At 48.0% G+C, this 25648-nt stretch carries 4 protein-coding genes; all 4 read right to left on the bottom strand.

The window, feature by feature from the left end; all coding sequences use genetic code 11:
• Positions 1 to 84 precede the first annotated feature (84 nt).
• The gene (locus tag PSI23_RS02930; protein ID WP_273553668.1) at positions 85 to 711 is read right to left on the bottom strand and encodes a beta/gamma crystallin domain-containing protein; all 627 of its coding nucleotides are present in this window, start codon (positions 709 to 711) and stop codon (positions 85 to 87) included.
• Between the two features lie 379 nt (positions 712 to 1090).
• Positions 1091 to 12004 carry a non-ribosomal peptide synthetase gene (locus PSI23_RS02925; RefSeq protein WP_273553667.1) on the bottom strand — a complete coding sequence of 3638 codons (10914 nt, stop codon included), beginning with the start codon at positions 12002 to 12004 and terminating at the stop codon, positions 1091 to 1093.
• 4 nt (positions 12005 to 12008) lie between these two features.
• Positions 12009 to 22034 carry a non-ribosomal peptide synthetase gene (locus PSI23_RS02920; RefSeq protein WP_273553666.1) on the bottom strand — a complete coding sequence of 3342 codons (10026 nt, stop codon included), beginning with the start codon at positions 22032 to 22034 and terminating at the stop codon, positions 12009 to 12011.
• A gap of 36 nt (positions 22035 to 22070) precedes the next feature.
• A complete protein-coding gene (locus tag PSI23_RS02915) occupies positions 22071 to 25343 on the bottom strand; it encodes a non-ribosomal peptide synthetase (protein WP_273553665.1) in 3273 nt (1090 codons plus the stop codon).
• Positions 25344 to 25648 lie beyond the last annotated feature (305 nt).

Below are 25648 nucleotides of genomic sequence, written 5' to 3'. Positions count from 1 at the left end.
CCCCTTTATGGGGCTTTCTGATTTTTACTTTATCGATTCTGATAAAGAGAATAATAAGTTATTAATCTGGTGCTTTGTCTCTATTTAATGATTGGCAGAAAAATCTTCCAAGATGAACTTAACATGATAACTTTCTGCTTTTTCAAACCGCACATAAGAAGGTTTGGTTTCATCATAAGTGACGATATCAAGATCTGTACCATTGTATCTAAAATAGACAGAACCTTGAGTGACTGGAACATTATGCTGATCAAAAATAACAACGGAGGTTACATATTGTTGACCATCTTTGGGAATTAAACCAACGATCTCATAGTCTCCATCTGAATAGCAATTCACGGGATCAGGGATGGTATAAGTTCGAATATTAGCTCTAAATACCTGATCAACGCCTGATTCGTTAATCAATTTTACCGCCAGTAAATCACGGTTTGTTGGTGATACAATAAACTTCGATAACCCACTAATATCATTGATATCTGGTTGACTTGTATCCCATTCACGGTAAATTTGCCCGGATTGGCTATCACTGCCATGTCGCCAAGCAAAAACGATAGAACCTGTTCCAATTTCAACAGAAAGAAACTTATCATTTAATGGTGTGCCTATTAAATTTACTTCAGTATTATTTTCCGGATATTCATAAGACGCTCCACTATAATCCTTTTTAGTATAAAATATAGCACCATTGGCTAATTTACCTTTAGACATGGTCAGTGTTTTCCTTGTTTTTAGTTAAGAAAGTGAATGGCTAAGATAAAGGACTTAATTTATATGTCAATATAATGGGTGGCTCTTATATTAAGCCTGTTATTTAAAATTTATTTATTTGATTTTATATTCTTTGTGATTAATAAATGATGCCATTTTAATTTGAAATATTTATTCTTATTGTCTTTTTATAACTGCCTTTACATTTAAATAATTAGTTAAATAAATAATTGTGTTTGAGTCTGTTTTAATGGGTTATCTAGTGCTTAAATAATTAATATAAAGTAGAATAAATATAAAGAATATTATTTTTTAAAATGAGTTAAATGCAAATTTTGGATAATAAGAGCACCCGTATAAATGGGCGCTCTTAAATATCTTAATCGTCTCTTTTGCTTGTTATTTCATCAAGCAGTGCTTTGCCGACAGATTGAATGCCGGGTTGTTGCATGATGGAAATATGAGTACCCGTGACATCAATAATGGTTAACTGTGATTGTGGAACGACTTTATCCCAGCCAAGGCTGACACTATGTTCAGTATCTGCTTCTTGCCCCGTTGCCCTGAATAGGGCGATGTGAGTACCCGCAGGGTATACCGATGGTGCATGATAGTTAGCCGCAACAGAGATATTGTGATACAGCAACAGATGTTGTCTGACATTTTCAGGAGTAATACCATTCGGTAGTAGATCGTTCTCTTGTGCCAGTATAAATAACGCATTGAAGTCACGTTTAAGCACCAGTTCATCGATTTCTTTTTGCAAATTGCCGGGGAGATTCTCAGGTAAGCTCTCCATGAAAAGGATCGTTTCATCAAAAACAAATCCAGCGTCTTTCTCTTCCTGCGTGTAGGTAGTTTCATAGCTGGCATAGGTGTCAAGAAGCCCGACAAGACAAACGGTTTCACCTTCTGTAATCAATTGGCAGGCCATTTCATAGGCAATAGATCCCCCGACAGACCAGCCAGCAAGGCAGTAAGGCCCTTGAATCTGTGCCTGACGGATACATTCAACATACCCTTTAGCCCGGTCTTTCAAGCTGATTGGGCTATTCTCTTCTTCCGGTACAACATTGGCGACGAATCCATAAATTGGCATCTCTTTGTCGTCAATATAAGGAGCGAGATCGTAAGCATAATCAATATTTCCCTCGACGGGGTGAACCAGAAACAGCGCAGGTTTGGCATTGTCTTGAAGATTATTTTCGCGATCACCTTTACGAATAGTCACTAAATTCGTCTGTTGAATGAGAGCGTTATCTGACAGAATAAATGCGACAAATTCACTGATGGTTGGATATGCAAGAAAATCGCGCATTGCAACATTAATACCCAAGGCTTGGCGCAGCCGCACAACCATTTGTAAGGTTAACAAAGAGTGACCACCCAACTCAAAGAAGTGATCATGACGCCCGACGCGCCCTACACCGAGGCACTCTTGCCACACTTCAGCCACAATATTCTCCATTTCTCCGATTGGAGCCTCATATCCTTGCGTGATGATGGCGGACTCATCCGGTGCAGGCAGAGCTTTGCGATCCAGTTTGCCGTTGGCGGACATCGGAAAGGCATCCAATATAACAAACGCGCTGGGGAGCATGTTCTCCATCAGGCGTGTGCTCAGTTGTTCGCGCAGTCGGGAAGGGGTGAGAGTAATGTCTGATTGTGGAATGACATAAGCGACCAAACGTTTGTCACCACTCTGTTCTTCTCGGGCGATAACGACCGCATCACTGACGCCTTCACAGGTTGCCAGTTGTGCTTCGATTTCTCCCAATTCAACGCGGAATCCACGGATCTTAACCTGAAAGTCATTACGTCCCAGATACTCAATCATGCCATTAGGCAGCCAGCGTCCCAGATCCCCTGTTTTGTACATGCGGGCATCTGGCTGTTTGCTGAATAGATCAGTAACAAATTTTTCTGCCGTCAAATCGGGGCGGTTTAAATAACCGCGGGCAACGCCGGCTCCACCAATATGGATTTCTCCACTCACACCAAGAGGAACAGGTTGTCCGAGCATATCCAGAATATAAATACGCGTATTGGGTAATGGGCGGCCAATCGGAATATTGTTGGTGATATCCAAAGATGATTTGTTATCCAACGTCAACGTTGTGACGATAACTGTCGTTTCCGTCGGTCCATAAGAGTTAATCCAACGGCAGGACTGCGTTTCCGGCATCGACTGCCAACTCAACAAGTGACGCAGTTCCGCTTTCTCACCGCCGACGATAATTGTATGCAGATATTGGCCGAAACCACTGCGCCCCGCCATCATCTCTTGTACCCATTGATGCCAGAAGGCAGTCGGCATATCCATGATGGTAATTTTCTGCTCATTCAACAGGTTGACAAACTCCTCATCTGGTACGCGGATATGAGCAGGGCGAAGAACCAGCGTTGCGCCGGATGCGAGGGTTGGGAATATATCCGATACCGAAGTATCAAATGCCACGGTTGCAAATTGCAGGATGCGATCACCCGCTTGAGGCTCGCTGGTCTTGCGCTGGGCATGAATAAAGTTCACCACGTTGCGGTGTTCCAGCATGACGCCTTTCGGTTGTCCTGTGGAACCGGAAGTATAAATGATATAGGCCAGATGATGTGGCTGGAGTCCTATTTTGCTGGCATCAGGGTTATGTACTGGCTGTTTCGCTACGTTATTCTGATAGATTTCATCATCCAATAGCCAGACATTCACACCTTGTATCGGCAAACGCGCCTGTAAATGTTGCTGAGTCAGCAGTAACACGGGTTGGCTGTTCGATAACTGATAAGCCAATCGTTCGACAGGATATTCTGGATCGAGTGGAACATAGCCTGCTCCTGCTTTGAGAATACCGCACATGCCAATGACCATGTCCAGACTGCGATCGGCACAGATAGCGATGCGATCATCCGGATGCACACCCGCAGTAATCAGTTGGTGCGCCAATTGGTTGGCATGGCGGTTCAGTTCCGCATAACTCAATCGTGTATTACCAAATACCAGCGCAGTGGCATCCGGCGTACGTTGCACCTGTTGTTCGAACAGTTGATGGATCAACATATCCTGCTGGTAGTCCATCGCTGTGTCGTTAAAGTCCTCCAATAATTGGCGGCGTTCTGCCAGTGGCAGGATATCGATTGATTGGATTGATTGCTCAGGGGTATGTTGCAGTGCTGCCACAATGCCTTTCAAGGCAGTATTGACATAAGCATTGATGCGCACCGGGTCAACTTTTTGGCTGCATTGTGCCGTGAGTTCAAATCCGTCATCAAAATCATCCACGTCCAGCGATAACGGGTAGTTACTACGCTCCTCACTTTCCAGCTCTTGGATGCCTTCCCAGGCAGGTGAGTCGGATTGCTCTTCATCACGTGAGCTATGGCGGAAATTGAGTAAGCTGTTAAACAATGGCAATGATGCCTGAACACCACTGCAACGCTGGGCAATTGCCAGCGGTGTCTGTTCATGATCCAGCAATTCGCTCAGGCACTGGTAGGTTTCCTGTACTGCCTGCCTAACTGTGCGCCCTTGTAATTGAATACGGACTGGCAGGGTATTGATAAACATACCGAGTACTTGGGAAGCACCCATGCCACCCTGTAACCGACCCAACAGAACCGTACCAAACACCACATCATCACGACCACAGCATTGCGCCAATACTTGTGCCCAAGCCACATGAAACACAACCGCTGAACTGATACCTTGCTGGCGGGCGCAATCGCGGATCTGCTGTGCCAATTCGTCATCCAGCGTGAAGATATTTTCCACTATTTTATCGTGTTCATCTTGTTCATCGCGGTTGTTCCCCTGTACATCAAGTAATTCGAATGGCAGGGTCGGCTCTTCCACGTCTCCCAGCAACTGCTCAAAATAGGCCTTATGTACTTCAATCGGTATCTTACGAGTTTGGGCAATAAAATTGCGGTAAGGCAGAGGAGTCGGCAGGCTCTCTTCTTCGCCCAGGATCAGTGCCTGCACTTCGCTGAAAATAATTTCCAGTGACAGATGGTCACAGACCAAATGGTGATGCAGCAAGCTCAGCCACCATAGATCAGAGTCAGGATCTTTGGCTATATGGGCTGCCAATAGTGGCGCTCTGGTAATATCCAACCGTATTGAGTCAGGATCGGTAAGACGCTGTAATTGCGTTTCAGCACTTTCTCCGACTGATAATGTGACCTCAGTAATTGGCAGCGGCGCATGACGGTAGACAACTTGCACAGGTGTCGGCAGTTCTTGCCAGTGGAAAGCGCTGCGCTGAATATCATGGCGATTAATCACCTGTTGCAGCGCCTGCAAGAAACTATCCAGCCGTATCCGACTGTCGAAGTTCATCAGAATGTTTTCGAGATAGGTATCGCCTTTTTCTTCCAGTAAATGGTGGTACAGAATACCTTCCTGCAATGGCCCAAGTGGATAAATATCCTGAACATTGGTGACACCACCCGGTACGCGGGCAACGATTTGGTTAATTTGTGCCTGAGTCAATTCCACCAGTGGCAGCATATCAGGGGTAATGATCTGGCTGTCTTCGCGGATCAGATTAGGTGGAATGGTCAGTGCATCAGCATCTTGCTCACTATTCTGATTTAAGCGGGCACTCATGGCAGCCAGTGTTGGCGCAGAGAAGACGGCGCTGACATCAATCGATAGCCCTTGCTGGCGCAATTGTTCGATCAGGCTGACGACCAGCAGTGAATGGCCGCCCAGTTCAAAGAAGTTGTCATGGCGTCCGACCTGTTCCAATTCCAAAATAGATTGCCAGACTGCCGCCAGTTTTTGTTCGATTTCTCCTTGTGGGGCTTCATATTCACGGCTGACGGTGGCAGTACGATCGGGTACAGGTAATGCTTTGCGATCCAGTTTACCGTTGGCGGACATCGGGAAGGCATCCAGCATGACAAATGCACTGGGCAGCATGTAATCCATCAGGCTGGAACTGAGTTGTTCGCGCAAGTCTGCCGGTTTCAGAGTGATGCCGGTTTGTGGGATCACATAAGCGATTAAACGTTTGTCGCCCGTATCTTCTTCACGGGCGATGACGACAGCATCGCTGACACCCTCACAGGCTGCCAGTTGCGCCTCAATTTCTCCCAGCTCAATGCGGAAGCCGCGTATCTTGACCTGAAAATCATTGCGCCCCATATATTCAATCATGCCATTGGGCAGCCAGCGCCCCAGATCGCCGGTTTTGTACATCCGGGCATCTGCTTGTTTGCTGAACAGATGTGTGCTGAATGGATCAGAAACAAATTTCTCTGCCGTCAAATCGACGCGGTTCAGATAACCACGGGCAACACCTGCGCCGGCGATGTGGATTTCTCCACTGACACCAATGGGAACGGGCTGACCATGGATATCCAGAATATAAATCCGGGTATTGGGCAACGGGCGGCCAATCGGAATATTGTCGTTGATATACGAAGCCTGTCTGTCATCTACCGTCAGTGTGGTGACAATGACCGTTGTCTCAGTCGGGCCGTAGGTGTTGATCCAACGGCAGGATTGCGTTTCCGGGCTGGACAGCCAACTCATTAAATGGCGGTATTCGGCTTTCTCGCCGCCCACAATGATGGTATGCAGGTAAGGGCTGAAACCACTGCGACCCTCCATCATTTCCTGCACCCAATGGTGCCAGAAGGCGGTTGGCATATCCATGATGGTTATTTTCTGCTCACGCAGGAAAGTGACAAAAGTGATATCCGGTATTCTGACATGAGGCGGACGCAGAACCAGTGTCGCACCCGATGCAAGGGTAGGGAAAATATCAGACACAGAGGTATCAAATGCCACGGTCGCAAATTGTAGGATGCGATCACCTAATTTGGGTTCGCTGGTCTGGCGTTGGGCATGGATAAAGTTCACCACATTACGGTGTTCCAGCATCACGCCTTTAGGCATTCCGGTAGAGCCGGAGGTATAGATGATATAAGCCAGATGGTGCGGCTCAAGACCCAGTTGGTGAACATCCGGATTATGAGCTGGTTGTTTTGCCAAGTTATTCCGGTGACCTTCATCATCCAGTAACCAAATGGATATGTTGTGTGTTGGCAAAAGCCCCTGCAAATGTTGCTGAGTGAGCAGTAATGCTGGCTTGCTGTCCGACAGTTGATAGGCCAGACGTTCGACAGGATATTCTGGATCGAGCGGAACATATCCCGCACCGGCTTTGAGAATTCCGTACATACCAATGATCATATCCAGACTGCGGTCGACACAAATTGCCACGCGATCATCTGGACGCACGCCGGATGTAATGAGCTGATGGGCCAATTGGTTGGCGTGGTGGTTCAGTTCGGCATAGCTCAGTTCGTTTTCGCCAAATACCAACGCGATGGCATCTGGTGTGCTCTCTGCCTGCTGTTCGAACAGTTGGTGAATTAAGACGTTTTGCGGATGATCGACGGCGGTATCATTAAACGTTTCCAGCAATTGAGTGCGTTCAGTCAGTGACAAAATGTCGATTGACTCAATGGCCTGTTCAGGTGCATGTTGCAGGGCAGCGACAATTCCTTCCAGAGCTGTATTCATATAGGCATTGATACGCCCCGGATTAATTTGCTGGCTGCATTGTGCAGTAAGTGAAAATCCATCATCAAAATCGTCCACATCCAGTGCCAATGGATAGTTACTGCGCTCTTCACTTTCCAGTTCGTCAATGCCTTCCCAGGCAATTGAGGCTGCTTGTTCATCTTCACGCGAATTATGGCGGAAGTTAAGCAGACTGTTAAACAGTGGCAATGGTGCCTGAATACCACTGCAACGTTGCGCAACGGCCAGAGGTGCCTGCTCATGTTCCAGAAGTGTACTTAACTGCTGATAAGTTTCCTGTACCGCCTGTTTAACGGTACGTGTCTGCAATTTAACGCGGATAGGCAAGGTATTGATAAACATACCGAGCACTTCGGAAGCACCGATCCCACCCTGTAACCGACCCAATAGAACCGTGCCGAATACGACATCGTCTCGTCCACTGCATCGCGCCAGTACTTGTGCCCACGCGACATGGAACAGTACGGCAGAACTCATGCCCAACTGACGGGCGCAATCGCGGAGATCGTGAGCCAGTTTGCTATCCAGCGTGAAGACGTTTTCCTCTATTTCATGGAGGCTGCTACCTTGTACATCAAGTAACCCGAATGGCAAGGTAGGTTCTTCCACGTCCCCCAATAATTCGCGGAAATAGTTTTGATGAACTTCCAACGGCACATTGCGGATCTGCGCGATAAAGTTTCGGTAAGGCAGTGGTATTGGCAGATTTTTGCTTTCCCCCAAAAGCAGGGTTTGTATTTCGCCGAAAATCATATCCAGTGATATGTGATCACAAACTAAATGATGATATTGCAAGGAAAGCAGCCATTTGTCAGAAGATGGATCTTTCGCAATATGAGCCGCCAGCAGTGGTGCTTTGGTAATATCCATCCGTATTGAACGGGGATCGGTGAGGCGACGTAATTGTGCTTCCGGGGATTCTGATGCCGATGTTTCAGATGCTGATGTTTCAGATAATAACGCGAGTTCAATAATTGGCAGCGGAGCATGGCGATAGACAACCTGCACTGGTTTAAGAAGCTCTTTCCAATAAACAGCACTACGCAGAATATCGTGTCGATCGATGACTTGCTGGAGTGTTTGCAAGAAATTATCCAATCGTGTCCGGCTGTCGAAAATCATCAGATGGTTATCCAGATAGAGATCACCTTCAGTTTCCAGCAAATGGTGGAATAGAATGCCTTCCTGCAATGGCCCCAATGGATAAATGTCCTGAACGTTGGGGATACCGCCTGTTACATGGGAAACAATCTGGTCTATCTGGTTTTGAGTCAATTCCACCAGCGGCAACATATCTGGCGTAATAACAGTACTGTCTTCTTTAATCAGGTTAGGTGGAACTTCCTGTATGGGGGTGGTTTGATCGCTATTATGGCTGATGAGTGCACTCATTGCGGATAATGTGGGTGCAGAGAATACCGCACTGACATCAAGGGACAAATCGTGTTGGCGTAGTTGTTCAATCAGGTTGACCACCAGCAATGAATGTCCGCCCAGCTCAAAGAAATTGTCTTGGCGCCCGACTTGTTCCAAATTCAGCAGGGATTGCCAGACTTCTGCCAGTTTCTGTTCAGTTTCTCCTTGGGGTGCTTCGTATTCACGGCTGACGATAGCAGAATGATCAGGAACCGGCAGCGCTTTGCGATCCAGTTTGCCGTTAGCGGACATCGGAAAGGCATCCAGTATGACAAATGCACTGGGCAGCATATGATCCATCAATCGGGTACTCAGTTGCTTACGTAATTCAGCAGGGCTGAGTGTAACCCCCGTTTGTGGGATCAGATAAGCGACCAGACGTTTGTCACCTATACCTTCTTCACGGGCGATGACCACGGCATCGCTGACACCTTCGCAGGCTGCCAGTTGCGTCTCAATTTCTCCCAATTCAATGCGGAAGCCGCGTATCTTGACCTGAAAATCGTTGCGCCCCATATACTCAATCATGCCATTGGGCAGCCAGCGCCCCAGATCGCCGGTTTTATACATGCGCGCATCTGATGATCTGTTGAACGGGTCAGCAACAAATTTCTCTGCTGTCAAATCGGCGCGGTTCAGGTAACCACGGGCAACACCTGCGCCGGCAATATGGATTTCGCCACTGACACCGATAGGAACGGGCTGGCCGTGGGTATCCAGAATATAAATTCGGGTATTGAGCAATGGATAACCAATCGGGATGACACCTTCGAAGTGCAGTGGATTTTTGCTGTCCAGCTTCAATGTCGTGGCAATAACGGTGGTTTCCGTCGGGCCATAAGAGTTAATCCAGCGGCAGGATTGGGTTTCCGGACTGGACAGCCAATTCATTAAATGGCGGTATTCTGCTTTTTCACCGCCGACAATGATGGTATGCAGATAGGGGCTGAAACCACTGCGACCCGCCATCATCTCCTGTACCCAGTGGTGCCAGAAGGCGGTTGGCATATCCATGATGGTGATCTTCTGCTCGCGCAAGAAGTTGACAAAAGTAATATCCGGTATTCTGACATGAGGCGGACGCAGAACCAGTGTCGCTCCCGATGCAAGGGTAGGGAAAATATCAGACACTGAGGTATCGAATGCCACGGTCGCAAATTGCAGGATGCGATCACCCAATTTAGGTTCGCTGGTTTGGTGCTGGGCGTGAATAAAATTCACCACATTGCGGTGTTCCAGCATCACGCCTTTAGGCATTCCGGTAGAGCCGGAAGTGTAGATGATATAAGCCAGATGGTGCGGCTTAAGTCCCAATTGGTTGGCGTCAGGATTATGGTCTGGCTGTTTTGCCACGCTATCCCGATTATTTTGATCATCCAGCAGCCAGACAAGGGTGTCCTGTATTGGCAAGCGTGCTTGTAAATGTTGCTGAGTCAGCAATAACACCGGTTTGCTGTCCGACAACTGGTAGGCCAAACGTTCGGCAGGGTATTCCGGATCAAGTGGAATATAGCCAGCACCCGCCTTGAGGATACCGTACATGCCAATAATCATATCCAGACTGCGATCAGCACAGATTGCAATAGGATCATCAGGGCGCACGCCGGACGCAATTAACTGATGAGCCAACTGGTTGGCATGCTGGTTCAGTTCCGCATAACTTAGCTGGTTCTCGCCAAACACTAACGCGACTGCATCCGGGGTTTTCTCTACTTGCTGTTCAAACAGTTGGTGGATCAGGAATGCTTGTGTATACGGAATTGCTTGTGTATACGGAATTGCTTGTGTATGCGGAAATATTTGTGTATGAGGGAAAGCCGTATCATTGAAATCCACCAATACTTGAGTGCGTTGTTGTGGTTGCAATAGTGGCAAACTTTCCACTAATTGCGAATCATCCTTAACCATCGCAGTCAGAAGGGTTAGCAGGTAACTGACAATGCGTTCCACGCTGGCATGATCAAACAGATCACTGGAATATTCTAAATCGCCCACTATGCCATTTTCAGTATCATTCATGGAGAGGGTCAGATCGAAATGTGAGCTGTTTTCGATCAGGTTGATTTCACTGATAGTGGCATCCGGCAACTCTATACTTTGTTGTCCCGGCGTATTATCCACTGACATCATGACCTGAAAAATCGGGCTATGGCTGAGACTGCGCGGTGGTTTCAGTGCTTCGACCAACTGTTCGAATGGCAGATCTTGATGTTCATAAGCTTTCAGGGCATGGGTTTTAATCCGGGCCAGCAAAGTGCTGACCGTTGGATTGTCATCTAATTGAACCCGCAGAGCCAGTGTGTTGACAAAAAATCCAATCAGCGGCTCCAATTCGCGGTATTGCCGATTGGCTACTGGTGTACCTATCACCAAGTCCTTCTGTCCACTGAGGCGGGAAAGCAAAGTGGCCCATCCCGCCATCAGGGTCATAAACAATGTTGTCCCGTGGCGTTGGCTGAGGCGTTTTAATCCGGCACTTAATTCTATTGGCAGGACGATATCAACATGCCCTCCCGCGTAACTTTGTTTCTCTGGACGTGGCCTGTCAGTCGGCAGTTCCAAAAGTGCGGGAGCACCCTGTAACGCATCACGCCAGAAATTCACTTGTTTTTCCAGCGTTTCTCCCTGCAACCACTCTCTTTGCCAGAGAGCATAGTCAGCATACTGGAGTGTCAGGGCGGGCAGGGGATCATTCTGCCCTTTACTGAATGCATGATAAAGCGTGGAAAGTTCGTGCATCAGGATATTGAGAGACCAGCCATCGGAAATAATATGATGCTGGGTTAATAGCAGGATATGTTCATTTTTCGCCAGCCGCAGCATACGGCCCCTGATGAGGGGGCCTTGTGCAAAATTAAATGGCTGACTGGTTTCATGCTGGACTGTTTCACCAATAATGGTTTGTTGCTCTTCCGCAGATAAATGGCTGAAATCTTCCACTGCCAGAGAGAAGCCGTTATTTGGATCGCCAATGATTTGCAGGGCCTGGCCTTCTACCACCTTGATGTTAGTACGCAGAATTTCATGACGAGCGACAATTCTGTCCAGCGCTGTTTGCAGGGCATCCAGATTCAAATAGCCTTGCAGACGCAGGCCCCCCGGAATGTGGTATGCCGTTTGTGCTGCCGGATCTAACTGCGCCAAGAACCACAATCGCTGCTGTGCCCAAGATAGGGGGAGAGTTTGCCGGTCAGTGCTTCTCGGTACAATTTGCCTTTTGTCCCCAATTTGCCCTTTTTCCCCAATCTGACTATTTTTGATGCGTTCGTTAATTTTTTTCTGGAGCACCGCTTGTCTTAATTCAAGTAGGCTTAGTTCTTTGTTACTCATTTAATTAATTATCTCCATTTAGCAGGGCACGCAGTTCATCTTCAGACAAGTGCTCCAATTCTTTTTGCAGCGATTCGATATCTTCTTGTGCGAAAAAGGTTTCGATCTGTCTTGACGCGATAAGCTCAGCGAGTTCAGAAAGTTCTGGATGAGCAAATATGTCTTGGATGGACACTTCAAGATGGAATTCATCACGCAATCTTGCCATTAACTGAATGATTGATAAGGAATTTCCTCCTAAATCAAAGAAGCTGTCATGGCGTCCTATTTGTTCTAACCCCAATAAGCCTTGTAGGATGGCGGCGATCTGCTGTTCGATTTCACCTTGAGGTGCTTCGTATTCACGGCTGGCGATGGCTGAACGATCCGGCGCTGGCAGTGCTTTGCGATCTAATTTGCCACTTCCGGTCAGCGGGAAGGATTCCAGCATGACAAACGCGTTGGGCACCATATAGCTGGCCAGATGGGTATTCAGTTGTTCGCGCAGGCTGTTGGCATCGGGCGTAAAGTCGGATTGTGGTATGACATACGCCACCAGACGTTTGTCCCCGGTTTCTTCTTCGCGGGCGATCACCACGGCATCCCTGACGCCTTCACAGGCGGCCAGTTGTGCCTCAATTTCTCCCAGCTCAATGCGGAAGCCACGTATCTTGACCTGAAAATCGTTGCGTCCCAGATATTCAATCATGCCGTTTGGCAGCCAGCGTCCCAGATCCCCCGTTTTATACATACGGGCATCTGTTTGTTCGCTGAATGGATCAGAAATAAATTTTTCTTCTGTCATCTCCGGCTTATTCAGATAACCCCGTGCAACACCCAAACCACCGATGTGAATTTCACCACTGACACCGACGGGGACAGGCTGACCGAGGGTATCCAAAATATAGATACGGGTATTGGGCAACGGGCGACCAATCGGAATGTTGTCATTGGTATACGGAACCTGCCTGTCATCTACCGTCAGTGTGGTGACAATAACCGTTGTTTCAGTCGGGCCATAGGAGTTGACCCAACGGCAGGAGTGGGTTTCCGGGCTGGACAGCCAGCTCATTAAATGACGATGCTCCGCTTTCTCACCACCCACAATGATGGTATGCAGATAGGGGCTGAAACCACTGCGACCCGCCATCATCTCCTGTACCCAGTGGTGCCAGAAGGCAGTTGGCATATCCATGATGGTGATCTTCTGCTCGCGCAAGAAGGTGACAAAGGTTGCGTCCGGTACTCTGATATGAGGCGGGCGCAGAACCAGTGTGGCTCCCGATGCAAGGGTAGGGAAAATATCAGATACCGAAGTATCAAATGCCACGGTCGCAAATTGCAGGATGCGATCACCCAATTCAGGCTCACTGGTCTGGTGCTGGGCATGAATAAAATTCACCACATTGCGGTGCTCCAGCATGACCCCTTTAGGTTGTCCGGTTGAGCCGGAAGTATAGATGATATAGGCCAGATGATGTGGCTGGAGACCTATTTGGCTGGCATCAGGGTTATGGTCGGGCTGTTTTGCCACATTAATGCGGTGAGTTTCATCATCCAGCAACCAGACAGGCATGCCTTGTGTTGGCAAAAGTTCTTGTAAGTTCGTCTGAGTCAGCAATAGCGCAGGCTGGCTGTCCGATAGCTGGTAAGCCAGTCGTTCGGCAGGGTATTCAGGATCGAGCGGAATATAACCCGCACCAGCCTTGAGGATACCGTACATGCCAATGATCATATCCAGACTGCGGTCGACACAAATGGCTACGCGATCATCAGGGCGGACGCCGGATGCAATGAGCTGATGTGCCAGTTGATTGGCGTGGTGGTTCAGTTCGGCATAACTCAATTGGCTGTCCCCAAACACCAACGCGGTGGCATCCGGTATCCGTTCCACTTGCTGTTCAAGCAACTGGTGGATTAAGACATCTTGCGGATGTTCGACAGCGGTATCGTTAAATGTTTCCAGTAATTGAGTGCGTTCTTCTGGAGACAGAATATCGAGCGATTCAATTTTCTGCTCCGGTGCATGTTGCAGGGCTGCGACAATTCCTTTTAAAGCCATATCCATATAGGCATTGATACGCGCCGGATTAATCTGCTGACTGCACTGTGCGGTGAGCGCAAATCCATCGTCAAAATCATCAATATCCAGCGACAGCGGATAGTTACTGCGTTCTTCGCCACTGAGTATCTGCATGCCTTCCCAAGCCAGCGATTCAGCTTGAGACTCATTGTGTGGGCTATGGCGGAAGTTCAGCAGGCTGTTAAACAGCGGTAATGGTGCCTGAATGCCACTGCAACGCTGGGCAACAGCCAGTGATGCCTGCTCGTGAGCGAGTAATTCACTGAGTTGCTGATGGGTTTGTTGTACAGCTTCTTTGACGGTGCGGGCCTGTAGCCGAACACGGATAGGCAGGGTATTGATAAACATACCGAGCACTTCGGAAGCCCCAACACCGCCCTGTAAACGTCCCAGCAGAACCGTACCAAATACGACATCATCCCGTCCGCTGCATCGGGCCAATACTTGTGCCCATGCGACATGGAACAGTACAGCAGAACTCATGCCCAATTGACGGGCGCAATTACGCAGATTGTGGGCGAGTTCGCTATCCAGTGTGACGGTATTTTCTACTATTGCATGAATATTTGCATTGATATGGCTTTCATCGAACTCACTTTCGTTGAGACTGATTTCATCACGATTACTGCCTTGTACATCAAGTAATCCAAACGGCAGGGTTGGCTCATCGACATCCCCGAGCTGTTCGCGGAAATAGGTTTGATGAACTTCCAGCGGCACGCTGCGGGTTTGGGCGATGAAATTACGGTAAGGCAGGGGAGCCGGCAGACTGTCATTTTCTCCCAATATCAGAGCCTGAATTTCATTGAAGATCATTCCTAATGAAATGTGGTCACAAACTAAGTGGTGGTGCAGTAAGGAGAGCAACCATTGTCCAGACTCAGGATCTTGAGCAATATGTGCCGTCAGAAGTGGGGCTTTGGTGATCACTATCCGTACCGTGCGAGGATCAGTGAGACGGCGTAATTGTGTTTCTGCGCTTTCTTGTGCTGACAGCTTGAGTTCAATAATCGGCAACGGCGCACGACGATAAACGACCTGAACAGGTTCCGGCAGTTCTTGCCAGTACACAGCACTGCGCAGGATATCGTGTCGGTCAATCACTTGTTGAAGCACGTTCAAGAAAGTATCCAGACGAGTCCGGCTGTCAAATGCCATGAGCTGACTGTCCAGATAAATATCGCCTTCTGTTTCCAGCAAATGGTGAAACAGGATGCCCGCCTGCAATGGTCCCAGAGGATAGATGTCCTGAATATTGGCAACCCCTTCAGGAACGAGGTTTACAATCTGCTCGATCTGGTTTTGTGTCAATTCTACCAGTGGCAGCATGTCTGGTGTAATAGTTTGGCTATCTTCGTGGATCAGGTTTGGCGGAACAGTCAGTTCGGTAACGCCTTGAGCCGCATTCTGATTTAAACGCGCGCTCATAGCTGCCAGTGTTGGTGCAGAGAAGACTGTGCTGACATCAAGGAATAGATCGTGCTGGCGCAGTTCCTCAATCAAATTGACCACCAGCAATGAATGTCCGCCCAGTTCAAAGAAGTTGTCATGGCGCCCTACCTGTTCCAAGCCCAGCAGGGATTGCCAGACTGTCGCCAGTTTTTGCTCGGTTTCTCCTTGTGGCGCTTCATATTCGCGGCTGACGATGGCCGACTGATCCGGTGCCGGCAGGGCTTTGCGATCCAGTTTGCCGTTGGCGGATAGTGGGAAAGCATCCAGAATCACAAATGCACTGGGCAGCATATGTTCCATCAGGCTGGTGCTCAGTTGCTCACGCAGATGGGCAGGGTTGAGTGTAACGCCTGATTGTGGAATGAGGTAAGCGACCAGACGCTTGTCACCCATGCCTTCTTCGCGGGCAATGACGACGGCGTCGCTGACACCTTCACATGCCGCCAACTGGGTTTCAATTTCGCCCAATTCAATGCGGAAGCCACGTATCTTGACCTGAAAATCGTTGCGTCCCAGATATTCAATGGTGCCATTGGGCAGCCAGCGTCCCAGATCTCCCGTTTTATACATACGGGCATCTGCTTGTTCGCTGAACGGGTCAGTAACAAATTTCTCTGCCGTCAAATCGGGTCGGTTCAGATAACCACGGGCAATGCCTGCGCCACCAATATGGATTTCGCCACTGACACCGATAGGAACGGGTTGGCCGTGAGTATCCAGAATATAAATTCGGGTATTGGGCAGAGGATAACCAATCGGGATGACACTTTCGAGGTGCAGTGGATTTTTGCTGTCCAGTTTCAGAGTTGTGGCAATAACCGTCGTTTCCGTCGGGCCATAGGAGTTAATCCAGCGGCAGGATTGGGTTTCCGGACTGGACAGCCAATTCATTAAATGACGGTATTCTGCTTTCTCGCCACCCACAATGATGGTGTGCAGATAAGGGCTGAAACCACTGCGACCCGCAATCATTTCCTGTACCCAGTGGTGCCAGAAGGCGGTAGGCATATCCATGATGGTGATCTTCTGCTCGCGCAAGAATGCCACGAATGTCATATCCGGAATTCGGACATGAGGCGGACGCAGAACCAGTGTCGCTCCCGATGCAAGGGTAGGAAAAATATCAGACACTGAGGTATCAAATGCTACGGTCGCAAATTGCAGGATACGGTCGCCCGGCTGTGGTTCGCTAGTCTGGTGCTGGGCATGGATAAAGTTCACTACGTTGCGGTGCTCCAGCATGACCCCTTTGGGTTGTCCGGTGGAGCCGGAGGTATAAATAATATAGGCCAGATGATGTGGCTGTAACCCCATCTTGTGGGCATCAGGGTTATGGCTGTGCTGTTGCGCCACGGCGTTACGATGGTTGTTATCGTCCAGTAGCAAGACAGGTATGTCCTGCACTGGCAAACGCGCCTGTAAATGATGCTGAGTCAACAACAATGCAGGCTTGCTGTCTGATAACTGATAGGCCAGTCGTTCGGCGGGATATTCCGGATCGAGGGGAATATAGCCCGCACCTGCTTTGAGGATGCCGTACATGCCAATGATCATATCCAGACTGCGATCGGCACAGATAGCGATGCGGTCATCAGGGAGAACACCAGACGCAATCAGGTGATGTGCCAGTTGGTTGGCATGACGGTTCAATTCATCGTAGCTCAGTTGGCTATCACCGAACACTAATGCGATTGCATCAGGTGTCTGTTCTGCTTGTTGCTCGAACAGTTGATGGATCAGCAGCTCTTGCGGATAAACCAGCGCTGTATCGTTGAAGTCCACCAATAATTGGTTGCGTTGTTGCGCTTGCAGCAACGGTAAATCTTCCACTCGCAGAGAATCATCTTCAACCATTGCTGTCAGCAGAGTTTGCAGATAACTTGCGAGCCGTTCAATACTGGCACGATCAAACAGATCACTGGCATATTCCAATTCACCGACCAAACCATTATCGGTATCGTTCATGGAAAGTGACAAATCGAAATGAGTACTGTTTCGGGTTGATGGCAGTTCATCCAGCACTAAATCGGATAACTCAAGGGTTTGCTGTATTGGTGTGTTATCCAGCGCGAGCATAACCTGAAATATTGGGCTATGACTCAGGCTACGCGGCGGTTGCAGCGCTTCAACCAGTTGTTCGAATGGCAAATCCTGATGCACATAGGCTTCCAGTGCATGAGCTTTTACTTGTGCCAATAACGAGCTGACTGTGGAATTATCTTCCAGTTTAACCCTGAGCGCCAGCGTATTGGCGAAGAAACCGATCAACGGTTCTAATTCGCTGTGCTGTCGGTTAGCGACAGGTGTCCCAATGATAATATCTTGTTGACCACTGATGCGGGCAAGCAAGACTGACCAAGCTGCCAGCAATGTCATGAATAATGTGGAACTGTGGCGCTGGCTCAACGCCTTTAAGCCATCACTTAATTCAGGTGAAAGAGTAAATGTGACTTGATCCCCGCGATAGCTCTGAACCGCAGGACGTGCTCTGTCTGTCGGCAATTCCAGTAAAGCAGGAGCACCTTGTAGTGCTTCTCGCCAGAAATTGACCTGTTTTTCCAACAATTCACCTTGCAGCCATTGCCGCTGCCAGAGGGCATAATCAGCATATTGCACGGTCAGCGCAGGCAGCGGATCGTCTTGTCCCTGAATGAAAGCACGATAGAGGGTTGTCAGCTCATAGATTAAGACGTTTAATGACCAGCCATCAGAAATCATGTGGTGCTGAGTCAACAGCAGAACATGTTCATCATGGGTGAGTTTCAGCAATTGGCCGCGAATTAATGGTTCCAGTGCAAAATCAAAGGGATGGTTAGTTTCAAACTGAGCGGCTTCATCAATGGCAGCCTGTTTTTCTGCCTCAGTTAACAGGCTGAAATCTTTAATGGTTAAATTGAAACCACGATCCGCATCAGCAATGATTTGCCGGGCTGTACCCTCCACCATTTTGATGGTTGTGCGCAGAATTTCATGGCGGGCGACAATTCTGTCCAGAGTAGCTTGCAGGGCGTTCAGGTTTAGCTGGCCTTTCAGGCGCAATCCCCCAGATATGTGGTACGCCGTCTGGGCGGCAGAATCTAACTGTGCCAGGAACCACAGGCGTTGTTGTGCCCAAGAGAGCGGAAGCGCTTGTTGTCGGCTGACAGGTAATATCACCTGTTGGGTTGGCTGGTGTGATGATAATGCATGGCTGGCTGTACTCAGTGATTGCGCTAAATCTGACAAGATTGGACGCGTAAACAGATCCTGTAAGTCCAATTTAGTGTTGAAAACCTGGCGTAAGCGGGAAGCCATTTGCACGGTCAGCAAAGAGTGCCCACCCAGCTCAAAGAAATTGTCATGGCGTCCCACTTGCTCCAGCCCAAGCAGGGATTGCCAGACTTCCGCCAGTTTCTGTTCGATTTCCCCTTGGGGCGCTTCGTATTCACGGCTGGCAATCGCAGTACGATCCGGTGCAGGCAGGGCTTTGCGATCTAACTTACCACTGCCGGTCAGCGGGAAAGTGTCCAATATGACAAATGCACTGGGGATCATGTGCTCCATCAGATGGATGGTCAATTGCTCACGCAGATGAGAAGGGATGAGCGTAACATCCGGCTGTGGTATCAGGTAGGCCACCAGACGTTTATCGCCGGTCGCTTCTTCACGGGCAATGACTACAACATCTTTGACGCCGTCGCAAATTGCCAGTTGCGCTTCGATTTCTCCCAATTCAATACGGAAGCCACGTATTTTGACCTGAAAATCATTGCGTCCTAAATATTCAATGTTACCGTCTGGCAGCCAGCGCCCCAGATCACCGCTTTTATACATGCGAGCATCGGGTTCTTTACTGAATGGATCGGGCACAAAGCGTTCTGCCGTCAATTCTGGACGGTTTAAGTAACCGCGTGCGACACCGTCCCCTCCAATATACATTTCTCCGCTGACGCCGATGGGGACAGGTTGCCAGAATGTATCCAGAATATAGATTTGAGTATTGGCGTTTGGGTGACCAATCGGAATGGTGTCGGTGATGGAGTAAGCATTATCACCTAAAATCAGATTTGTGGCTGTAACGGTGGTTTCAGTCGGGCCGTAAGAGTTGATCCAGCGACAGAATTGCGTATCTGGCAGAGACTGCCAACTCACTAAATGACGGTATTCTGCTTTCTCACCGCCAACAATGACCGTATTCAGGTAGGGACTGAAACCTGTGCGATCAGCTTTCATCTCCTGTACCCATTGATGCCAGAAAGCCGTCGGCACATCTATAATGGTGATCTTTTGTTGGTTTAAAAAGTCGATAAATTCTGCATCTGGTACGCGGATATGTGCAGGGCGCAGGACTAAAGTCGCGCCTGCGGCCAGAGTCGGGAAAATATCAGACACTGAGGTGTCAAATGCCATGGTCGCAAATTGCAGAATGCGATCCTCCGGCTGGGGTTGGCTGATTTGATGCTGGGCATGGATAAAGTTGACCACATTGCGGTGTTCCAGCATGACGCCTTTTGGCAGCCCGGTTGAACCAGAGGTGTAGATGATATAGGCCAGATGGTGTGGCAGAAGACCTAATTGGCTGGCATCAGGATTATGTGTCGGCTGTTGTGCCACGGTATTCAGATGATTTTCATCATCCAGTAACCAGACCGGAACTTTCGTCACCGGTAAAGTTGCCTGTAAATGTTGTTGGGTCAGCAATAACCTTGGGATGCTGTCTGACAACTGATAAGCCAGTCGTTCGGCAGGGTATTCCGGATCTAGGGGAATATAGCCCGCACCTGCTTTGAGAATACCCAACATGCCAATAATCATATCCAGACCGCGTCCGACACACAGAGCCACGCGATCATCCGGGTGTATGCCAAAGGCAATCATGCTGTGTGCCAGTTGGTTGGCACGCTGATTCAACTCCGCATAACTCAGTTGAGTATCTTGATACACCAAGGCAATCGCTTCAGGCATCAATTCTGCCTGCTGTTCAAATAGCTGATGGATCAGCTTATCCTGCGGGTAAGTAAGAGCGGTGTCGTTAAAATCTACCAACAACTGTTTGCTCTGTTGTGGTGCCATCAGCGGCAATTCAGCCACTCGTTGGTTGTCATCAGCTACCATCGCTGCCAGCAAAATGTTCAAGTGGTTGACTATGCGCTCAATCGTCGTGTGATCGAACAGATCACTGGCATATTCCAGATCACCCACTAAACCATTTTCAGTTTCATCCAGAGTTAATGTCAGATCAAAGTAAGAACTGTCTCGGATTAATGGTCGTTCCTCCAGCACTAATCCGGGCAGCTCGAAATGCCGTTGTCCCGGCGTATTATTTGTTGCCAGCATGACCTGAAAAATTGGACTATGGCTCAGGCTGCGCGGAGGTTGCAGGGTTTCGACCAATTGTTCGAAAGGCATATTCTGGTGAGCGAATGCATTGATTGCTTGTTTTTTCACTTGTGCCAACAGTTCACTGACACTGGGGTTATCATGCAATTGCACCCGTAGTGCCAATGTATTGGCAAAGAACCCGATTAAAGGGGCTAATTCAGGTTGTTGACGATTAGCGACAGGAGTACCAATCACAATATCATCCTGACCACTGATGCGGGAAAGCAACGTAGCCCATCCGGCCAATAAGGTCATGAACAAGGTGGTTCCATGACGCTGGCTGAGATCTTTTAAACCTGCCTGTAATGTTGGTGATAGCGCAATATTAACGCGTCCACCGATATAGCTCTGCTTCGCTGGGCGTGGCCGATCAGTGGGTAATTCCAGAAGGGTGGGAGCGTCTTGCAGAGTGTTGCGCCAGAAATTAACTTGTTTTTCCAGCACTTCCCCCTGTAACCAATTTTTCTGCCAGAGAACATAATCAGCATACTGAATTGTCAGGGCTGGCATTGGATCTGGCTGCCCTTGACTAAATGCGTGATAAAGTGTGGACAGTTCTTGCATAAATACACTGACTGACCAACCATCAGAGATAATATGATGCTGAGTTAATAGCAGGATATGCTGCTCTTCTGCCAGTTTGAGCAACCGTCCCCGTGCCAACGGGCCATTAACAAAATCAAAGGGATGATTTGCCTCAAGATAGGCCGCTTTTTCAATTGCAGCCTGCCGTTCTGAAGAAGATAGCTGGCTGAAATCTTCTTGTATCAGGGGAAAACCACAATCGGTATTACTAATGATTTGCTGTGCTTCGTCTTCTACCGTCACGATAGTTGTACGCAAAATTTCATGGCGTGCCACAATGCGATCCAAGGCCGCTTGCAAGGCTTTCAGATTCAGTTTGCCTTGTAGGTTCAGCCCTACTGACATATGGTATGCCGTTTGTGCGGCAGGATCTAATTGAGCCAGGAACCATAAGCGTTGTTGTGTCCAGGATAATGGCACGCCACTACCATTATCGCTCGATTGGGCACGTGCTTGGGGCGTGATTTCTGCTTTTTGAGTAGACTGGCGGGTCAGTTTTGCTGATTTGGCTAACTCAAGTAGTCTTCTGCGTTCAGCTAATGGTAGAGATGAAAGCTCGTTATTATTCATTTGATTATCACCACTCAAAACAATGTAAAGTAAAATCTAATTCATTGATTTATAAATATCTTGCAGAGACTCTGAATCGAATTGCAGTAATAGAGAGTCGATAATGCATTCTTCAAGCTGACAGAGGGTTGAATGGGAAAACAGTTGATGAATGGATAATTCAGCATCAAATGTTTTCTTGATTTGCGACTGTAGCTGTAGCACCAACAGAGAATGACCGCCCAATTCGAAGAAATTGTCATAGCGACTGACCCGATCCAATCCCAATAGTTCTTTCCAAATGGCGGCCAATTGTTCTTCGGTTTCGCCTTCTGGCGCCACATATTCACGGGTTGACATGGCTGAATGATCGGGAGCAGGCAGAGATTTGCGATCAAGTTTGCCATTTGGAGAGAGAGGAAAAGCCTCCATCATCACAAATGCGCTCGGTATCATGTAATCGGCGAGATTTTTGCTTAATTGTTCACGTAGTTGAGAGATGCCCGGTGTGCAATCCTTATTTGGGATCAAATAGGCGACCAAACGTTTATCTCCCACGCCGTTTTCACGGGCGATCACCACGGCTTCACAAATGTCAGCGCATTGGATCAGGCGGGTTTCAATCTCGCCCAGTTCAATGCGTAATCCGCGAATTTTGACTTGGAAATCGTTGCGTCCCAGATAGGCGATGCTGCCATCCGGTAGCCAGCGCCCCAGATCCCCCGTTTTGTACAGACGAGCATCAGGATCAGTACTGAATGGATCGGTCTTAAATGGATTGGTCTTAAATGGATCAGCAATAAAACGCTCAGCGGTCAATTCAGGTAAATTCAAATAACCGCGTGCCAATCCAATACCACCGATATGAATTTCACCGATTACCCCAATAGGAACGGGCTGGTTATGCTTATCAAGCAAATAGATCTGGGTATTGGCTATCGGACGGCCAATCGTTATTTGAGATTGAGTGTGATAGTTGTCCAGCTGCTCCATCAAAAGGTTGCTGGATGCCGTTGACCAGATAGTTGTTTCTGTCGGCCCGTATAGATTCCACAGGCCACTGACTTTTTCTCTTAAACGCTGTGCCAATTCGTGTGGCAGTGCTTCTCCGCCACTTAATGCTTTGATGTTTGCGCCTGTCCAGCCGGAATCGAGCAGCATTCGCCAGGAGGTGGGGGTCGCCTGTACAATTTTGATGTTATTTGCTGCGATCAACTCTTCCAATTGCTTAGGATCTTTAGCCGCCAGTGATGGTGCTAAGACAATGCGGCTGCCGATGAACAAGGGTAAGTAGAGTTCCAGCCCGGCGATATCAAAGCCAATGGTTGTGGAGGCGAGCATCGTGTCATCGGCAGTAATTTGCAGTATTTCCTGCATTGAGAGCAGCAGGTTAACCACCCCAATATGTTCTACCATAACCCCTTTGGGTAAACCCGTAGAGCCAGAAGTGTAGAGCACATAGGCCATATGACGCGATGTCAGCCCCAAACGAGCGGCCTCTAAATTGTCGTCGGATTGGCAAGTGATGTTGGCCTGAATGGTTGGATTATCCAAAAGCCAGACAGGAATTTCGGTCGCTGGCAGTTTTTCTTGCAAGCCAAGATGAGTCAGCAGGATCACAGGTTCACTGTCTGATAAAACATAGGCAAGTCTATCGGTAGGATATTCAGGGTCGAGTGGCACATAAGCAGCGCCGGCTTTTAAAACCCCCAATAGGGCAATGACCATATCCAAACTGCGTTCCATACAGATAGCAATGCGATCATCTGGATGAATACCCGCTTCGACAAGGGCGTGGGCCAGTTGGTTAGCTCGCTGATTCAACTCCATGTAACTGAGTTGAGTATTACCATACAGCAATGCTGTTGCAGCCGGGTTACGTTCCACTTGTTGTTCAATAAGTTGATGAATTAAAGCGTGTTGCGGGAAAGGTTTTTCTGTGTCGTTAAAATCATGGATGACTTGCTGACGAGTTTGTTCATCCATCAATGGTAAACGATTAACTGACAGTTGTTCATCATCCACCATTGTTTCCAGTAGGGTTAAGAGATTCTGCATAAACCGGGAGATGAATTCGGCATCAAATATTGCAGTATCATAATGAAAGGCATAACCGATTTGATCACCGACTTCCAAGACATTCATCATTAATGGAACAGGGACATCGGCATATAAAGGGTAAGGAAAAGGCCGCAACTCTGCATTTCCCCACTGTACCGTGACATTGTCATTTTCTGCCATCCAGAGTGTAGTCAAATCGCCAATGTATCTGGCTTTTTGGAATATCATGACTGTCTGGAAGACGGGATGCACTTCTGCATTGCGTTGCAATTTCAGTTGTTCCAGCACCTTGGAGAAGGGATATTTCTGATTTTCAATACCCTGACGGATGGTTTTAGTGGCTTGTGTGATGTGTTCTTGTACCGTCATATCACCGTCTATCTGGCAGCGTAAGGCGACGGGATTGATAAATTCACCAACCAATTTTCCCCAGCGGGCACGGCCTCTTCCCGGCATGATGGAACCGATAATGACGTCATCCACTTCGGTATAACGGCTCAGGAGGATTTGGTAGGCAGCCAGAAAGATAGCAAACAGGCTGTTATCATATTTTTGGGCCAGCGCTTGCAGTTTATGCGTCAGTGACTTGCCTATTATTTTATTTAAGGATACTTTTCCAGTGGTCGGCAGGGTGCTGTTTTTAGGCGGCCATTGTGATACGGCTAAATTACCTGACAGCGTATTTTGCCAGAATTGTTGTTGTTTTTTGGCACTGGCACTGTTTAACCATTTTTGCTGCCATTCCACATAATTATGGAAACGATTTTCGGGGGCGGGTTCCAGAGGTTTTGCACAAAGCAGTGCATCAAGTTCATCTAACAGTACCCAATAAGACCAGCCATCAACGGCCAGATGATCAAAGGTCAGCACCATGACGCTTTCTTGTGGATTGCATTGATACCAACTGGCGTAAACCCGAAGCGGGTGTGCTAAATCAAACGGGTGCCAGCAATCGTCTTGAACACGTTGTTTAAGAGTCTCTTCGCTAAGATGTTGGGCATCATGTATTGTGAGCGTGATTTCAGAACTGTCTGCGATGCAATAGCCCAATTCGCCGTGATATAGACCAAAACTTGCTCGCAGCATCGGGTGTCTTTCTACCAATTTATTGAGAGCTTCTTCTAGGCTCTCAGTTGTTAAGCCTTTAATGCGAGCACAAAATGCACTATTATTTTGACCTCGTTTGTCAGGATCAATTTGATATTGAAACCAGCGGCTGCTTTGAGCTTCCGATAAAGGGAATGGTTTCAATTTTTCAGGGTAATTCATTCTATAGCTCCCTTTTATGGGTACATTAAAAATAAAAACATGAGAACTGATAAAACAAAAAATCACACTCGAGTTTAAACTGATAAAAATAGCCCATGAAATAGACGGCAAGCCTATTCCTGTTAAAAAAACACTATATTTAGTACTGTTTGGTATAAATAGTTATGTATCCAGAACAAGCAGCATAAAAATAGCTGACCATTCTAATAAAAAAGAACAGTCTTATTTTTCATGTTTGCTTAATTCCATTTCATCTCTGAAAGAAATTATGTTCCTTGCAATATTAGATAATCTTACATTAAATT

Origin of the sequence: Xenorhabdus yunnanensis (assembly GCF_028598805.1) — a bacterium.
GTDB classification, from domain to species: domain Bacteria; phylum Pseudomonadota; class Gammaproteobacteria; order Enterobacterales; family Enterobacteriaceae; genus Xenorhabdus; species Xenorhabdus yunnanensis.
The sequence above is the reverse complement of the archived record's forward strand: the minus strand, read 5'-3'. Positions and strand labels throughout refer to the sequence as shown.